This is a genomic window from Aquimarina sp. BL5 (genome assembly GCF_003443675.1).
Taxonomy (GTDB): Bacteria; Bacteroidota; Bacteroidia; order Flavobacteriales; family Flavobacteriaceae; genus Aquimarina.
In genome coordinates this window covers 2895210-2915503 of the sequence record NZ_CP031963.1, presented here as the reverse complement: position 1 = coordinate 2915503, position 20294 = coordinate 2895210, and the positions used below count along the sequence as shown (strand labels likewise).

7 protein-coding genes are annotated in these 20294 nt (G+C 35.0%); all 7 read left to right on the top strand.

Annotation, left to right across the window (positions count from 1 at the left end):
* Positions 1–257: 257 nt before the first annotated feature.
* The gene (locus D1818_RS12455) at positions 258–3620 is read left to right on the top strand and encodes a cellulase family glycosylhydrolase (RefSeq protein WP_118459330.1); all 3363 of its coding nucleotides are present in this window, start codon (positions 258–260) and stop codon (positions 3618–3620) included.
* 78 nt (positions 3621–3698) lie between these two features.
* Positions 3699–5540, top strand: coding sequence for a polysaccharide lyase (locus D1818_RS12450; protein WP_118459329.1), 1842 nt, complete (start codon positions 3699–3701; stop codon positions 5538–5540).
* A gap of 43 nt (positions 5541–5583) precedes the next feature.
* Complete coding sequence (locus D1818_RS12445) at positions 5584–7815, top strand: polysaccharide lyase (RefSeq protein ID WP_118459328.1); 2232 nt, start codon at positions 5584–5586, stop codon at positions 7813–7815.
* 89 nt (positions 7816–7904) lie between these two features.
* Entirely contained in the window at positions 7905–10046 is a 2142-nt protein-coding gene (locus D1818_RS12440) for an Ig-like domain-containing protein (RefSeq protein ID WP_118459327.1), read from the top strand.
* Positions 10047–10232: 186 nt separating this feature from the next.
* On the top strand, positions 10233–12902 hold the full coding sequence (locus tag D1818_RS12435; RefSeq protein WP_158596988.1) for an Ig-like domain-containing protein: 2670 nt from the start codon (positions 10233–10235) through the stop codon (positions 12900–12902).
* 32 nt (positions 12903–12934) lie between these two features.
* On the top strand, positions 12935–17281 hold the full coding sequence (locus D1818_RS12430) for an Ig-like domain-containing protein (protein ID WP_118459325.1): 4347 nt from the start codon (positions 12935–12937) through the stop codon (positions 17279–17281).
* Between the two features lie 81 nt (positions 17282–17362).
* Entirely contained in the window at positions 17363–19561 is a 2199-nt protein-coding gene (locus D1818_RS12425) for an Ig-like domain-containing protein (RefSeq protein ID WP_118459324.1), read from the top strand.
* Positions 19562–20294: the final 733 nt, after the last annotated feature.

Below are 20294 nucleotides of genomic sequence, written 5' to 3'. Positions count from 1 at the left end.
ATATTGGATCGTACCAGAAGAATTTCTGGCTCGTAAGTAATGGTTATAGACCAGCTTGAATGTATTCGTTTAGCGTAAGGAGTATAAAACTTCCTTAAGTTAATCTTCGACATTACTTGTCTACTATCAGTTACTAACAGTTAGCCTATATCTTCTTTGGTAAATATTATGTATAGAAACTTATATAGTTATTGCTATTTGGGTTGCATACATCATTTGATTTAAAAATAATAAATAACACACAATTAAATTTAATTATGAAAATGTACTACACACACAAGAAACATTTTTCAGCTAATCAATTATTCTGGTTAGTTATGCTATTATTTATTTGGGCGGGTGGAACCGCTCAGACAGTTGTCCAAAAACATGGAAGATTAAAAGTGCAAGGCAATAGGATTGTTGATAAGAACAATCAAGAAGTAAGTCTTGCTGGAAACAGTCTTTTTTGGAGTAATGCAGGAGATACTTCGGATTTTTATGATGCTGAGACGGTTGAGCATCTAGCAAGTAATTGGAATAGCTCCATAATACGAGCAGCAATGGGTGTTAAAGAAAACTGGGATGGAGGGACTGGTTATATTGACAGCCCTAATTTGCAAAAAAATAAAATCAGAAAAATAATTGATGCAGCTATCGATCAAGGAATCTATGTAATCATTGATTGGCATACTCACGAAGCGGAAGATTATACCTCTGAAGCTGTAGATTTTTTTAAAGAAATGGCTTCTATCTATGGAAATCAACCAAATGTGATCTACGAGATCTACAATGAACCTATAAATCAATCTTGGTCAACAGTAAAAAATTACTCAGAAACTGTAATTGCGGCCATTAGATCTGAAGATCCAGATAACCTAATTATCGTAGGTTCTCCAACTTGGTCTCAGGATGTCGATATTGCTTCTAACAATCCTATTAATGATTCGAACACAGCATACACATTGCATTTTTATGCAGGAACGCATACAAATGGTTTAAGACAAAAAGCAACAACGGCGATGAATAATGGGATAGCGTTATTCGCTACAGAATGGGGTGCAGTAGACGCTAGTGGTGATGGAGCTTTAGAAATTCCGGAAACGGAAAGATGGATGCAATTTTTTAAAGACAATAATATCAGTCATGTTAATTGGTCAGTTAGCGACAAGCCTAGTAATAATGATCCTACTAGAGCAGAAAGATCTTCTGTAGTAGAATTAGGGAAAGGAATTAATGGATTGAAAAATGATCAGCTAACACAAACGGGAGACTATATAAAAGATCTTATTAAAAACTGGTCAGAAGATGATGGAGGTGATCCTGATGGTCCTAGTGGAACAATCAACTGTAATTCTGTAGATTGTATTAGAAACGCTATGCAAAATGCACAACCTGGAGATGAAATTATAGTAGCTCCAGGAACATATACTGCCACTGATAAGTTCAATTTTGGGAACAAGGCAACTAGATTTGGCTCAGATAAAAATGGAACTGCATCACAACCAATAACAATTAGAGCGCAAAACCCTTCGAACCCTCCAATTCTTAAAGGAACCAATGGGGATTATGATGGATATGTAATGTTTATTTTAGGTGATTATTGGATACTTAAAGATTTAATATTAGAAGAAGGTTCTAAAGGACTTGTTCTAGACAATGCTAATAATGGTGTTATAGAAAATGTTGTGGTTCGCGAATTGGGAGAAGAAGGAATTCACTTAAGAGATGGCTCCAGTAACAATTTAGTAAAAAATTGTAAGGTATATAACGTAGGAATTAAAAAACCCGGTATAGGAGAAGGTTTGTATGTAGGATCTGATAAAGGACAACACGAAAGTGCTGGACAAGCAGGTGATATTTTTGATAATAAATACAATCCTAGATGTGATAATAATACTATAGAAGGATGTATTGTTGGCCCTAATGTTACAGCCGAAGGAGTAGATGTAAAAGAAGGAACAGAGAATACGATTATACGTAATTGTACTTTCTCTGCAGATGGTATTTCCGGAGAGAACAGTGCAGATGCCTTTATTGATCTTAAAGGAGCGTATGGTTTTGTATATAACAATACTTTTAATTTGGATGGATCCACGATCATCAATGCTGGAGTAGATTTCTTAGACAGAGGAACTGGATTCAATACTGGTTTCAGAAATGCGATTTTTGATAATACTTTTAATTTAGGTAGTAGAGCAAACGAAATTCCAACAGCTAGAAAAAAACAAGGAAATCCTTCAGAAATTCATGTATGGAATAATACACGTAATCCAAATTCACCTGATTTTCCAGTGAGTGATGGCACCATAAATTTTGTTACAGAATCTTGTCCAAGCTGGAATATTGTTCCTTGTTCGGGAGGAGGAAACCAAAATCCTTCGGCAAGTATTACTTCTCCTTCTAATGGAGATAGTTTCGATACAGGAGCAAATATTCAGATCAATGCGAATGCAAGTGACCCTGACGGATCGATAACCAAAGTGGAGTTTTTTAGAGGGAGTTCGAAATTAGGAGAAGACACTAATGCTCCCTATTCTTACATAATTAATAATGCCCAAGCCGGTAATTATAATTTAACCGTTAAGGCAACGGATAATGATGGAGCAACGACAACTTCTAGTAATGTAAATGTTTCTGTATCTAGTGATACCGGAGGAGGTAACACACCTCCTGCAGTTTCTTTTGCAACACCTTCTGGTAATCTAACGGTGGATGAAGGATATAGTAGTCTTTATGTTAAAGTAAATGCATCTGACAGTGATGGAAGCATAGATAATGTAAAACTTTATATCGATGGTAGTCTTGTACGACAAGAAAGATTCGACCCTTATGAATGGGGGCACAGTACATCGCCTAATCCTGGAGAGACAACTGGTTTAGCAGTTGGTGATCATATATTTAGAGCTGTGGCTACGGATAATGAAGGAACAACGACTGAAACTACTTTTACACTTACTGTAAAAAGTGAAAATACAGGTGGAGGCAATGACTGTTCTTTTGGCACTCCACTTAATAGTGCATTGCCAGCATTCGATAGTGTTTCTTATTCTGAAGTGTACGTTTTAGGAAATGGTGGACCAGCTTTAAATAATTTCAGAAAATTTAGTATTAATTGGAATCCACAATACAACGGGTTATATCAATTTGCAATGAATACTAATAATGGTGTACCTAATTATTATGTAGACCTAAGACCCTTTAGTAATACTAGATTTAATACTAGTAACCCAGAAATAACTATTAGCAACTCTGGATTTAGTGGTTTGGATGGATCTTATTGGGTAGCAAAAGATGGTGCTAATTTTGTTATGGTTTCTAAGAATGGAGGCTTTACAATATATTTTAGTAATTCAAATACGCCTCCTAATTGTGATGATAAATCACCAATAGATGAGGATAAATTAACGAGCATTAAGTTATTTCCAAACCCGGTAAGTGAGGATATCTTAAATGTAACCGGTATTGCTCAGGAAAAATCAACATTAGAAATTGCCGATATGCAAGGAAAAGTTGTGCTTCAGAAATTTATCGAAAATACAGAAACAGACATAGATGTTTCTAGTCTTAAATCGGGGATGTATGTCCTGATCATAAAGGGGTTAAAATTCAGAAAATCTATGCTGTTTACTAAGCAATAATGTGTCTTAGCCAATATAATCATCAGGTAGTTTCTATACCTACCTGATGATTATTCTAACAATTCAAACACACACACAATGAATTACAAATACATAAGAAACGTATTTACATTAGTTTCACTTTGCTTTACCTCATTTTTATTTGCTCAGGAAAACTATGTATACCAAAATGATTTTGATCACCTATCTTCTGGTCAATACAATAGAGATCAGATTAAAGAAGCTTTGAATGTTTCATTTTGCAAAGGTGCGGATGAGGGGAGAGTACATATTTCTGATTTTGAGAACCGCGGTAAGGTATTGGATGTTAAATATCCTGAAGGACAAGTTAAGACTGGACAAAGTGGGATGCATACCAAAGTTCCTTTTGATGTTGAAGGGGAATATGACGAATTATACATCAGTTATTGGGTTTATTTTCCAGAAGATTTTGAATTTCGAGCAGGAGGTAAATTACCAGGTTTAGCGTATCAAACTTCAGAAAGGAATATGTCTTTACGATTGATGTGGAGGTATGATGGACTTATTGAGTTTTATGTGCATTATAATACAGAACCTACTTGGGATGGATGGCACGCATCTATTAATTGGAGTTTAACGGATCCTTATGAAGAACCTAATGGAGAACCTCAGGCAGATCAGGTTAAATTTAAAAAAGGACAATGGAATCATGTCGAAATGTACAATAAGTTAAACACCCCTGGGCAGAACGACGGAATTATGAGAGGTTGGCTAAATGGAGATTTAGCTATAGATATTACAGATAATGGTGATTATCGACAAGCAGATGAAGGAGATATCCATCTTAATATTATATACTTATCAACTTTTTTTGGAGGTAGTGATGAGACTTTTCAACCTACCAAGGATCTAGAGGCTTATTTTGATGATTTTATTGTGTCAACCAGTAGAATTGGAGACTCTGGAGGAAATGGTGGAGATGGAGGAAATGAAAACCAAGCTCCGATAGTCGAATTAACATCACCAACAACAAATAATGAAAGTTATACTCTTGGTGAAACAATTACACTAAGAGCGAATGCATCAGATCCTGATGGTGATATTGATAAAGTAAATTTCAAAATTGATGGGACATATTACAGATCAGATGCTTCAAGTCCATACAGTGCGTCTTGGACTCCTACCGAAGCAGGAACGTATGTAATCGCAGCAAGAGCTTTTGAAAAAGATCAAGAAGGATTGTCCATAGAGACTTCTAAGACGGTAGTAATTCTAAATTATGATGATGGCGGAGATTCGGGAAGAGGTTGTTCTTTTAATACACCTGTATCTAATAGTATCTCTAATATTGAGAAGACATCTTTTACAGAAGTTTATGTGCTAGGATCTAATGGTCCATCTATGAGTAACTTTAGAAAGTTTACCATAAATTGGAATGCAGCTAGCAACGGATTATACCAATTTGCAATAAATACTAATAATGGGATTCCTTCTTATTATGTAGATCTAAAAAATAAACTAACGCATACGCTTGGACAATCAAACCCTTCGGTAACCATTAGTAATTCAGGAATATCTGGATTAGATGGTTCTTATTGGATAACTAGAGATGGAGATAGTTTTGTAATGGTATCAAAAACTGAAGGATTCACATTATACTTCAGTAACGATGATCAGGCTCCTTCTTGTACCAACCGGTCAAGTACAGGATTAACTAAAGTAGATTCATTTTCATACTATCCAAATCCTGTTAATAATTCCATTTTTATGAATGGGATAGACGCATCCTTTCATGAAATAGTGATTTATAGTGTGAACAGTCAGATAGTTAAATCTATAAAACTGGGTAAAGAAAATTCAATCTCTATTAACGTGGACTCTTTAAATGCAGGACTTTATTTTATTGAATTGAGGTCTTTTAAAGGTGAATCTAAAAGGTATAAACTAGTAAAAATTTAATCATACAAACTTAACTTATTAACTAATCAGAAATTTTACAATCATGAAAGAAAAGGTTATTTATAAACGGAATAGGAATGTTTTTACGTTATCACTTCTGATAGTAATTTCATTTCTTTTTAACAATCAACGAACTTTTGCTCAATGTAATTCTATAATCGATGTAGATTTTAATAATTGGAATAACAGAAGATATTCTATTGCTGATATAAAAAGTGATTTTAACAATAAAGTAAAGCCGTGGACTGCATCTACCTACAGAGGAGTAGAAGGTCCTGGTGCTCCGAGTAATTTGATAGAAAATACACCACAGGAGACGAGAATTGTCAATGGAACTTTACGAGCGCAGTATTTAAAGAATGATGCATCAGGAAGATCAGGTGGTTTTCTCTTCGATCCTTATTTTGATGCGGTAGATGAAGCGTATTTAGAGTACAAGGTGAAGTTCGACGATAACTTCTTTTGGGCTACAGGTGGTAAATTACCTGGTCTGGGAGGTTCGACAAGCGGTGTTAATAGTGAAAGTACTGGTCGTGGAACCATTCCGTCTGGATGTAAATACAATACAAATGGATGGTCTGCAAGGCTAATGTGGAGAAGAAATAGAGCACAAACAACAAAACCCTATCTTATTCTGTATAGTTATTTTGCCGACAAGACAAATGGACAACCCAGACAAAATGGAGATTGTGGAGATGGAAAAAGAATTTATTCTGATCTGAAGGATGATAGATGGTATACTATCCGTCAATATATAAAAATGAACACGCCTGGACAAAGAAACGGAAAAGTGATTATGTGGATTGATGGAGAGGAAACATATCGTGATGATAATGCCAAAATTCGTAATTCAGGAAAAGGTAACTTAAAAATCAATGCCTTGATTATGAATACGTATCGCGGGGGAAGTAGAACAGACCCTGTTTGGCATTCACCAAGAACAGAATATACTTTTTTCGACGATTTTAAAGTGTGGACAGGATGTGGCAATCCACCCGGAGGAGAAGATAATAAACCGCCAACGGTTTCATTAACGAATCCATCACAAAACAATCAAGTTTTTACTTTAGGAGAAACGATAACACTAAGAGCAAATGCATCAGATCCGGATGGAGATGTAGATCGTGTTAACTTCAAAGTAAATGGAGGATATTATGGTCAAGATTATACGGCGCCATATACAAATTCTTGGACACCAACAGTAGCTGGGACATATACAATTGGTGCTAGAGCTTTTGAAAAAGAGCAAGAAGGACTTTCTACAGAAGTTTCCAGAACAGTAATTATAAAAGCACCAACCAGTAATCAGGCTCCAAATGTTTCTTTTGCAACACCTTCAGGAAATATAACAGTACAAGAAGGATATGATCTTGTAGTGCGAGCTAATGCTTCGGATGCTGATGGTAGTGTATCTAACGTAAAACTGTATATTAATAATAGTTTGATACGTCAGGAAAATGTGGCTCCTTATGAGTGGGGTCATGATAGTTCTCCGAATCCACAAGAGGTAAATGGAAGATCAGCCGGAACGTATACAGTTAAAGCTGTAGCTACTGATAATGAAGGTAAAACAGCTGAGGTAACTTTTACTTTAACTGTTCAAAGCACTAACACTGGTGGGGGAGATAATAATTGTTCGTTTGGTGCCCCTGTGAATAGTGGTTTAAGCGCTATGGACAAAATTTCTTATTCCAATGTACATGTTTTAGGAGCTAATGGTCCTAAACTAGGTAATTTCCGAAAGTTCACTATTAATTGGGTACCTGCTAATAATGGGCTGTATCAATTTGCGATTAATACGAATAATGGATCTCCAGAATGGTATGTAGACTTTAAAAACACAATGATCTTTCAGCTTAAAAACGCAAATCCAGAGGTGACTCTTAGTAGTACAGGTTTTGAAGGATTAGATGGTACGTATTGGGTAGCTAGGGACGGAGATAATTTTGTGTTAGTTTCTAAAACCAAGAATTTCACATTATACTTCAGTAACTCATCATCAGCGCCAGGATGTAATCGATCATCAGGTTTTGAAGAATTTGAAAATAAGATGTTAGTATATCCTAATCCTGCCAAAGGAGATATTATTTACGTTAGTGGATTGTCTGCTAAATACAAAGTACTTCAAATTGTAGATTTTCAGGGAAGAGTGATTAAAGAGTTGAATTCGGAAAATACATCCGAAACTATAGATATTTCCGAACTTCCATCGGGCCCATATCTTCTTATTAGTAGAAGTAAGAACTCTAAACAATCCTTATTGTTTGTGAAATAAGAATTCGTATATACCCAAAATCTAACCTTGTTATACATAGGTTGATCGATGAAAAGATCAACCTATGTATAATAATAACACCATGAATTATGAAACATTATGAAATTAGAAATATTATTTTTCTGGTAACATTTCTATTAGCAGGGGTTTATGCACATAGCCAAGTTCTTTGGTATGGAGACCCTAATAAAAGTGTAAATAGTAGCTTCAGAAGATTTGATGCCGGAAATTTTCCTCAAGACTATTGTAATAGTCAATCTAATAATTCATCTACAGCTACTACTACGAACGATTCAGAATATGGAAAAGTATGGAGAATTCGTAAGCCCAAAGGACAAAAGAGAGGAGAGTTTGCCAGAACAACAGGTACAGTTAATAATCATGTACCTAAGGATGGAGATGTGCTATATTATGGATGGAGATGGAAAATAAATTCAACTCCCAATATTACTAATGGAATTGCTGTATGGCAATGGAAGACTGATGCGGGCAATCAGAACAATACTCAAAACTATCCACTTAATATGGGATACGGAAATGGGAAACTGAGTCTCAGTGCTTGGGGGCCTTGTTATCCCTCATGGAATTCTTGTAACGGATCTATTAGTAGACGGAAAACCACCCTATGGAATAAATCTATTCCGGAAAATACCTGGGTGAGTTTTGTTGTAAAAATAAAGATGTCCAGAAATAAAGATGTAGGATATGTAGAATTTTGGTATAATGGAGAGAAACAAACATTAACCAATTCGGGATTTCAGGATTATAAGGTCAAATTATCTTCTGATGGTAAGAGAGCATATCACAAAACGTTTGATGGAACTGTGGTATATCCAAAATGGGGATCATATAATTCTAATGCCTGTAACTTTGATGTTACTACTTATTATGATGAAATGAGAGTTGCTACAACTTTAGCAGCAGCAACTCCTTCTGGGAGTTCTTCTGATCCTAATAAACCACCAACAGTCTCATTGACGAATCCATCTCAAAACAATCAAGAGTTCACCTTAGGAGAAACGATTACTTTACGAGCAAATGCATCAGATCCTGATGGAGATGTAGATCGTGTTAATTTTAAAGTAAACGGTGGATATTATGATCAAGATCAAACAGCTCCTTATAGTGTTAGTTGGACACCTACCCAAGAAGGAACCTATACAATTGGTGCTAGAGCTTTTGAACAAGGACAAGAAGGACTTTCTACAGAGGTTTCTAGAACGGTAATTATTAAAGCAGAAACAAGTAACCAATCTCCAAATATCTCTTTCACTTCACCATCTGGAAATATTACAGTGCAAGAAGGATATGACCTTACGATAGTTGCCAATGCTTCCGATTCAGATGGAAGTATTTCTAATGTGAGATTATATATAAACAACGGTTTGATCCGTCAGGAAAACGTAGCCCCTTATGAGTGGGGACATGACGGTTCTCCGAATCCTCAAGAGGTGAATGGACGTTCTGCAGGAGAGTATACGGTAAAAGCAGTTGCTACGGACAATGAAGGTAAAGAAGGAGAAGCAACCTTTATACTAACTGTACAAGGAGACGATGATAATGGAGGCGATGGAGATGGCGACAATAATTGTTCATTTGGAACACCGGTAAACAGTGGTCTTGCAGCGATGGATAAAGTCACATATTCTAATGTTCATGTATTAGGTGACGATGGTCCTAAATTAGGGAACTTCCGTAAGTTTACCATTAATTGGGTACCAGCGAATAATGGATTGTATCAATTCGCATTTAACACGAATAACGGAGCTCCTGATTGGTATGTAGACTTCAAAAATACCATGACTTATCAGCTTAAAAATGCACAACCAGAGATTACATTAAACAATACCGGTTTCGAAGGATTGGATGGATCTTATTGGGTTACAAGAGATGGTAATAACTTTGTACTAGTTTCTAAAACAAAAGACTTCTCTTTATACTTTAATAATTCATCTTCAACTCCAGAATGTAATAGATCTTCTGGTATTGAAAATATTGAAGAAAAAATGTTGGTATACCCCAATCCAATAAAAGATAATGTAATGTATGTCAGAGGGTTGAATTCTAAAACAAAGGTGTTGCAGATCGTTGACCTTCAAGGACGAGTGATTAAAGAATTAAATTCAAAAAACACATCAGAAACTATGGATGTTTCGGAACTTCCGTCTGGACCATATTTGTTGATTAGTAGAAGTAAGAACTCAAAACAATCCTTTTTATTTATTAAATAAAGGAATAGGTATGACCCCAAACTAGTCAAGACATAGGTTGATCTTCAAATATTCAACCTATGTATACTATATCATGTCGCAAATTAAAACTTCAACCTCAAAATACTTTACACAATCATGATAAATCACTTAAAAAAAACAAGAATAGTCTTGCGATTCTTTGTTTCCTCATTCTTGCTCTTATGTATGAGCAATTCGGGGATGGCGCAGGTAGAATTAGTTGATGAAATTAAAATTTCAAATCTCGGTTTACATTTTGACGGTTCTAAAGTTCCAGAAAGTGAAAGACTTACATTTCCGAATAGAGCGAAATACGATTTTGCATTTGGAAGTAGAATTACTCCGCATGGTGATTGTATTTATAAATACAAAGAATACGTATTCATGACTTGGTATAAAGGAGGAGAAAGTAATAGACATGTAATGCTGTCAAGATACAATACTAATACTAAGAAGACAGTTACTATTCAGTTTCCTCATAGACATACAGGTTTTCAGAATCGACCTCATATTGGAGAATCACATAATACGATAGCTGTTGGTATTGCCCCAACAGACGGAACCGTACATTTATTATATGATATGCACGCTTATTCCAGAACTCGACCATCTAATGGAAGTTTAAGAAGTGATTATTTTAGGTATAGTTATTCAAAAAAAAACGTAGCGACCCTGCCAGACAATGAATTCACGTTGGATAAATTTTTTCCGAAGCGTTTGTATTTAAAAAATGGCGATAATTATGAAGGATTGACCTATCCCAGATTTTTCAATAATGAAGTGGGAGATCTTTTTGTATCCATGCGTAAAGGGGGAAACAATAATGGAAAATACATGACTGCCAAATATAATGGTACTTCATGGAGTAGTTTCAAAGATTTCAATGTATTAAATGCTAGGAGTAAAGGCATAAGTTATAATTGGGGGCTTTATGGAGATTTTAAGTTTATCAATGGTAAAATGCACATTGGTTTTCATACTAGAAGAAACATCAACAATGATAAATTTTCTCTTAATAATGGATTTTATTACGCATATGCAAACAACTCAAATAATCTAACAGATTGGAGAGATCATAAGAACAGAAGCATAGCCACTCCAGTAATTGATCCGCAAAAGATATTTATTTCAGAACCAGGAAACGAAGTAAGTTCTTCTGGAGCTAACTCAGTTAAAATATCTAGTGGTGCCGATTGGACGGTAACAGAAAATGGTAGTATTCATTTTAGAACAAGGGTAATAGGACCAAATGGATCTAAAAATGTGCATACTTACAAGAAAGCTGGAGAAAACAATTTTAGAACATCTACGAATTTTCCTGGAGGAGATTTTCATAGTATAGGAAATGACGTATTCTTGATTGGATTGAAGTCAGGAAGACCAGTTGTTTATAGAGCTAATGCTGGAACCAATAACTGGGAAACCTTATATACAACTAATTCTGGAAAAACTTTTAGACATGGTGTAGTTCATATTAGAGATGGTATGTTATACTATTATTTAATGGAGAAAAGATCTGGAAGCGCTCAGCCAATTTATCTTCAGATATATGATCTTGGAGTAGAAAATCAAGATAATAAACCACCTATAGTTTCATTAACCAATCCTTCTCAGGATAATCAAGAGTTTACTTTAGGTGAAACGATTACTTTAAGTGCAAATGCATCTGATCCAGATGGAAATTTAGATTATGTCAATTTTAAAGTAAATGGTTCTTTTTTCAAACAAGATCAGGATAGGCCTTTTAGTGTTACCTGGAATCCTACAGTTGCGGGAACATATACAATAGGAGCCAGAGCTTTTGATAAAGAAGAGCTTTCTACAGAAGTAACAAGAACAGTAATTATCAGAGAAGAAATTGGTAATCAATCACCTAACGTTTCTTTTGCTACTCCATCGAATAATATTACAGTACAAGAAGGATATGACCTTACGATAGTTGCCAATGCTTCTGATCCAGATGGAAGTATTTCTAATGTGAGGTTATATATAAACAACAGTTTGATCCGTCAGGAAAATGTAGCTCCTTATGAGTGGGGACATGACGGTTCTCCGAACCTTCAAGAGGTGAATGGACGTTCTGCAGGAGAGTATACGGTAACAGCAGTTGCTACGGACAATGAAGGTAAAAAAGGAGAAGCAACTTTTATACTAACTGTACAAGGAGACGATGATAATGGAGGCGATGGAGATGGCGACAATAATTGTTCATTCGGAACACCGGTAAACAGTGGTCTTGCAGCGATGTATAAAGTCACATATTCTAATGTTCATGTATTAGGTGACGATGGTGCTAAATTAGGGAACTTCCGTAAGTTTACCATTAATTGGGTACCAGCGAATAATGGATTGTATCAATTCGCATTTAACACGAATAACGGAGCTCCTGATTGGTATGTAGACTTCAAAAATACCATGACTTATCAGCTTAAAAATGCACAACCAGAGATTATATTAAACAATACCGGTTTCGAAGGATTGGATGGATCTTATTGGGTTACAAGAGATGGTAATAACTTTGTATTAGTTTCTAAAACAAAAGACTTCTCTTTATACTTTAATAATTCATCTTCTGCTCCTACTTGTAGTGATAGGAGTAATACTTCCGAAATTCCTGATGATTCTCAAATTGTTGTATTCCCAAACCCTGTCAATGATAATGTATTAAATATTTCAGGAATGGATTATGAGCTTTCGTCAATTGAAGTAGTAGATATGTTAGGGAAGATAATAATTCATAAAGAAGAACAAACAAATGATACACAATTAAACGTATCTACACTACCAACAGGTACTTATGTTTTGATTATTAAAAGCTTAAAATCTAGAAAATCCATGCTTTTTACCAAACAATAATTTATTAACCTCAAAATACTCTTAAAACAATCATGAAAAATCATTTTAAAAATGCAAGTAGAATCACAGTATTCCTTGTAGCCAACCTATTATTTCTGTATGCCAGTTCCAGTATAGCAGGAGAGAAAACGATAAATGGAACATATAATAATTCTCCTACTGTATCCATAACAGGAATTAATAACACTTACTCGATAGGAGCAAACATATCAGTAAATATTAATGCGAATGATGCTGATGGAACGATAACAAAGCATCTGGTTTTCGTAAATGGAAATTTGGTAGATACAGATGGAACAAATTACACACCTCATCAAATATCGAATGTCCAGATAGGAAGTTATACAGTTAAAGTAGTAGTGACCGACAATGATGGAGCAACAGATGAAGATGCTAAAAGTTTCACCGTAACTGGTTCTGGTGGAGGCGGAAGTAATTGTGATACTGCATACGAAGAGAAAAATGGACTTGTTGTTATCGAAGCAGAAAACTTATCTACTTCAGGGAATTGGCAAAAAAAGAGCGCAATTTCGGGATTTACAGGAGGAGGTTATATTGAATGGACAGGTCCTGACCATTTTAATGACCCTGGTAATGGAGTGATCAATACAAAGATCAAGATCAATTCTGCAGGACGGTATAAGTTCCTTTGGAGATCTAAAGTAGGCGAAGGAGATAGTCCAACCGAAGCAAATGATACTTGGTTAAAATTCCCCGATGCAAGTGAATTTTATGGGCAAAAAGGTAGTGAAAGAGTATATCCTAAAGGATCTGGTCAAACACCTAATCCGGAAGGAGCAAGTGGTGAAGGATATCTTAAGGTATATTCTACAGGAACCACAAATTGGACCTGGGCTACAAAAACCAATGATAACGATCCTTATGATATCTTTGTGGAGTTTGATTCACCAGGTGTATATACAATGCTAATATCAGGTCGTTCAAAACATCATATTGTAGATCGAGTTACACTAAATCGTACGAGCGCTAATGCTACAAACTTGTCTTTGGAAGAAACAACTTGTGATGATGATGGAGGTGGTGACAATAATAGCAGCGCATCGATTACAGGTGAGCGAAGAAAATGGCATAAAGTAACACTAACTTTTAATGGACCTAATACTTCGGAATCAGCGGGTGATAATCCATTTCTAAATTATAGATTGAATGTAACCTTTACACATGAAAGTGGATCTCCATCGTATGTCGTACCAGGTTATTACGCTGCAGATGGGAATGCAGGACAGACATCTGCATCTAGTGGAAACAAATGGAGAGCTCATTTTGCACCGGATAAAACAGGAACTTGGAACTATTCAGTTTCTTTTAGAAAAGGAAGCAATGTCGCTGTTAATGATGGTGCTAATGCCGGAACTGTAGCTGGATTTATGAATGGAGAAACAGGATCATTCAACATCAGTGCGACGAATAAATCAGGTAGAGATTTTAGAGGAAAAGGCCGTCTGCAATATGTAGGAGAACATTATCTGCGTTTTGCGGAGACAGGTAAATATATGATCAAACAAGGATCTGACTCGCCAGAAAACCTGCTAGCATATGATGATTTTGATAATACACCGAACGCTGGAAATAGAAGAAAAGATTATCAACCGCACGTAGGAGATTGGGAACCTGGTGATCCTACCTGGAAGAGTGGAAAAGGAAAAGGATTGATAGGAGCTGTAAATTATATTGCTAGCGAAGGGTTAAATGCCATGTCATTCTTAACCATGAATATTAATGGAGACGATGAAAATGTATATCCATATGTAGGAAGCAATCAACGTACTCGAATGGATGTTTCTAAATTAGAACAATGGGCAATTGTTATAGAGCATATGCAGCATAACGGAATTTTTGCGCATTTTAAAACACAAGAAACGGAAAACGAGATGTTACTGGATAATGGTAATGTAGGAACACAACGTAAATTATACTATCGCGAACTAATCGCTAGATTTGGACATAATTTAGCACTAAATTGGAATTTAGGTGAAGAAAATGGAACTTTTGGTAGTACTAATCAAAGTACTGCACAGAGAAGAGCCATGACCCGTTATTTCTGGGATAACGATCCGTATCGTCATCATATAGTTATTCATAATGCACCTTCTTTTCTTCCAGATGATTTGCTAGGAAACACCTCGAACCTTACTGGACTTTCTTTACAAACTAATAAAGCCAATTTTAGTAATGTTTTTGGTTGGGTAAAAGAATGGGTAGATAATTCTAGAAATGCTGGAAAAAAATGGGCTGTAGCCTGTGATGAGCCAGGAGATGCTGAGGATGCAATTCGCCCGGATAATGACGCTGGAAACTCCCATACAAATGGTCGAAAAAATGCTATGTGGGGAACTCTACTTGCTGGTGGATGGGGTAATGAATGGTATTTCGGATATGGACATGCTGATTCTGATCTTTCTTTGCAGAATTTTAGAAGTAGAGATAAATGGTGGGATTATGGACGTCACGCAATTAGGTTCTTTGATATTGCAGATCTTCCTTTGACACAAATGCGAAATAATAACTCATTATCTTCTAACAACAATGATTATTGCTATGCGCAACAAGGAGAAGCCTATGTTGTATACTTAAAAAATGGAGGATCAACAAATCTTAATTTAAATGAACAAAGTGGACAATTTACAGTGAAGTGGTATAACCCTCGAAATGGTGGAAATTTAGTAAATGGTTCCGTAACCAATGTTAGCGGAGGAGGAAATAGATCGCTTGGTAATGCTCCAAACAGTACAGGTAGCGATTGGGTAATTTTAGTAACTAAAAATAATTCTAACCCTACAGAAAATGAAGCTCCTATAGTATTTTTTGCATCGCCTGCAGGAAATACTTCGGTGCAAGAAGGGTATACAAATTTTGAAGTAACCGTGAATGCTACAGATAGTGATGGTACTATTAGTGATGTAAAACTATATGTAGATGGAAATTTAATTCGTCAGGAAAGTGTTGTACCATACGAATGGGGTATGGGTGATAATGCTGCTGAACTTTTAAACCTATCCGTAGGTACTCATACTATTAGGGCTGAAGCTACAGACAATGATGGGGCAAAAGCCAGTAAATCATTTACACTAACAGTAAGTGGAGTAAATAGTAATCAAACACCACAAGTTTCTTTAACAAATCCTCCTCAAAATAATCAGGAATATACACTTGGGGAAACCATTTCCTTAAGTGCCAATGCTTCAGATGCTGAGGGAAGTATTGAAAAAGTAAATTTTAAAATTAATGGATCATTTTTTAAACAAGATCAAACTGCGCCTTATGAAGTGTCTTGGACACCAACTGTTGCAGGAACGTATACAGTTGGAGCTAGAGCTTTTGAAAGCGAACAAGAAGGGCTTTCTACAGAAGTATCTAGAACAGTAATCATTAAGGAAGAAACCAGTAATCAAGAACCACAAGTCTCATTCTCTAATCTTTCTGGTGATCTTACCGTGGATGAAGGATATGATCTTACAGTGGTTGTAAATGCTTCGGATCCCGATGGATCAGTAGCTAATGTGAAATTATATATCAATAATACTTTAATCCGTCAGGAAAATATTACTCCATACGAATGGGGTCATGATGGATCTCCTAATCCAAATGAACTTAATGGACGTCCAGCCGGAATCTATACAATTAAGGCAGAAGCTACTGATAATGAAGGAAAAAAAGCTGAAACTTCGATTACACTAACAGTTCAAAATGCTGATACTAGTGGAGGGTCTTCTTGTTCTTTTGAAACTCCAATAAATAGTGGTCTAACTGCTATGGATAAAGTCACTTATAACAACGTACATGTATTAGGAAACGAAGGACCTAAACTAGGTAATTTTAGAAAGTTCACAATTAATTGGGTTCCACAGAACAATGGATTGTATCAATTTGCAATCAATACAAATAATGGATCACCAGATTGGTATGTAGATTTTAAAGATTCCATGAGTTTTCAGTTACAGAATTCTAATCCAGAAGTTACTCTGAATAATACTGGTTTTGATGGATTGGACGGTGCTTATTGGGTAGCTAGAGACGGTGCTAATTTTGCATTGGTTTCTAAGTCTGGAAATTATACAATTTATTTCAGTAATTCAGCAACCGCTCCTAATTGTAATAGATCAAACCCAGAAACAGATTTTACACAAATAAATGCATTTCCTAATCCAGTTTTAGATTCTTATTTATCAGTTACTGGGATGATGTCTGAAGAATTAAAAACACTTCAAATAATAAGTGTAGATGGAAGAGTTGTAAAAGAAATTACTACTAAAAATGAGAGAGAAACTATAGATGTTTCTGAATTGCCATCAGGTTCTTATTTCCTTTCGGTTAAAGCAGTTCGATTCAAAGAATCACTGTTATTTATAAAAAAATAGAATCTATAATTAGCATTAGGATGTTTTGTTAAACAGAATGCCCTAATGCTAATAACTGCACGTTAAAAACAGCTAATCACAATGAAAAATTTTAAAACAAGACTTAATCAAAAGTTATTTTGGTTGCGAGAATATCTCGCTACTAATGAGCAGCAATTAAATGTAAATATTAGAAGACAAAAATTATTTTCTGATCTATTTATCAATAGGTCTGGTGCATTCCTTTGGTGTATCTTATTTGCCAATATACCCTTGCTTCAATCCCAAACTACTTCTTCTGCTACTTCCAGTTCAGGCAGTGGGTATTCTGTTATAAAAAATGATGGGTTTGGTATAGAAGATCCAGATTGTAAGCACAAGAGTTTTGGACCTCATATTACCCAAAGGTTTGATAATGAATTAGACAAGAATGTATTTGTTTTTCATAGTCATATCGATGACGATGATGATCGATGTAAAAATGATGATCGTGTGCGCATTGAAATAAAAGGAGGACCAGGAGCTAGTTCCAATACTTTGCGTCACCCCAGAAATTCTACGAGCTACTATAGGTGGAAGTTTCGTTTAGCAAGTAATTATAAAGCTAGTAATAGATTTTGTCACTTCTTTCAATTAAAGGCTAAAGGAGGAAGTAATGATAAGCCACCAATACTAACTTTATCAGCACAAAAAGATAAATTTGAGTTGGTACATAATAGAAAAAATCCGAATTCTGTTTATGTTGATCTAAAACAAGAACCACTATCTAGATTTAAAGGAGAATGGATCGAAGGGTATGTGAAAATAAAACATGGGGATAATGGAACACTCAATGTGGTGCTGAAAAAAGTGTCTAATGGACAAACTGTTTTTTCTTATTCTAATTCTAATATAGATTTATGGAGAAGTGGAGCAGATTATAATAGACCTAAATGGGGTATTTATAGAGGAAAAACGAGTGGATTAAATGATGAGCAGGTACGATTTGCTGATTGGTGTGTTTCCGAGTCTTCTGAGAGTCAATGTCCTTCTTCAATTGGTACAGGAGGATCCAATCAAAAACCAAACATTTCTTTTGCTTCACCATCAGGAGATATTAGTTTGCCTGAAGGTTATGATGAACTCGAAGTTACTGTAAATGCATCTGATAATGATGGTTCTATTAGTAATGTAAAACTATATGTAGATGGAAATTTAATTCGCCAGGAAAGCATAGCTCCATATGAATGGGGGATGGGCGATAATGCAACCGAGCTTTTAAACCTCTCTGTAGGTACTCATACTATTAGGGCTGAAGCTACAGACAATGATGGGGCAAAAACGAATAAATCATTAACGTTAACTGTAAATGGAACTGCTGGTAATCAAAAACCAATCGTTTCTTTAACAAATCCATCTCAGGAAAATCAGGAATTTGTTTTAGGACAGACTATAACGCTTAGTGCAAACGCTTCTGATCCAGATGGAAATTTAGATTACGTTAACTTCAAGGTAAACGGTTCTTTCTTTAAGCAAGATCGTACGAGACCTTTTAGCATAACTTGGACACCCACATCAGCTGGAACATATAGTATTGGAGCCAGAGCTTTTGATAAAGAAGGGTTGTCAGAAGAAGTATCAAGAACTGTTATAGTCAAAAATGGCGGTACTACTAATAATTGTGGATTTGAAACACCAGCGAATAGTGGTCTAAGCCCTATGGATAAAATCACTTATAGTAACGTACATGTGTTAGGAAGTGAAGGGCCTAAATTAGGAAACTTCCGAAAATTTACAGTTAATTGGGTGCCTCAAAATAATGGATTGTATCAATTTGCTATTAACACTAATAATGGATCTCCAGACTGGTATGTAGATTTTAAAGATACAATGATTTTCCAATTACAGAATGCTCAACCAGAGGTTACCTTAAATAATACTGGTTTTGAGGGATTAGACGGATCGTATTGGGTAGCAAGAGATGGAGAAAATTTAGTATTAGTTTCTAAAACAAAAGATGCTACTATTTACTTTAGCAATTCTCCGACAGCGCCGAATTGTAATCGTGAAAGACCAGAAAACGATTTGGTACAGATCAAGGCATTTCCGAATCCGATTTTATCATCTTCATTTACTGTGTCAGGTATGTCATCTGAATTAAAAACGCTTCAAATAGTAAGTCTGGATGGACGCTTAATAAAAGAGATAAGTACAAAGAATGAAACGGAAGTTTTGGAGGTTTCAGAATTACCTTCAGGCTCTTATTTCTTATTAGTAAAATCAGTTAGGTTTAAAGAATCATTATTGTTTGTTAAAAAATAAAATTGAGCTAATAACAACCAGGATATTTTATTGAATTAAGTGTCTTGGTTGTTAAATTTTCATCAAAAAAATATACCATTTTAATTGTAGTATAAGCATTTACTCATTTTTAATAAAAACAATATCACTTTTTAATCGAAATATCACAGAAGTGTTCTTTGCGAAATCTATAAAAAATATTGAAAAAATAAATTTAAATATATGATATACAGTATTTTATGTTTTTTGAAGATTGATTTAATATAAACTAAGTCAATAATTTCGTTAATATTGTTAAGTCGTAAAAACAAGAGAATCCAGACACTTCTTTTTACGATTTTTACAATGGATTATAGACAAATATTATTGGGACAATATGTATAAATAATTTTACATAAAGTAATTTTTGTTTTTAAAACGTTGTATCAAAAATTAAGCAATATTATCTGCTTAGTGCCTAAAAAATATTTCTTCCCTTAGATCTTTAATATTTGATGTGCATTAGCGCACCAGGCATTCCTTTTATGAATTTTTCATAGAATGGATCGCTAATGTTATGTAATTAAAAAAATTAATGATTTCAATATAGAATTGAATATTAAATCTTACCAATGCTTTAGACCCTTTTGGGCTGATTAATGCGATACCTATGATTTGTGTTCAGCTATATCAATTACAATTTTTAAAATGACAAATGTAGTATTGATGAAGATTAATAAATATTAGAGTTAAAAGAATATACTCTTATTATAAA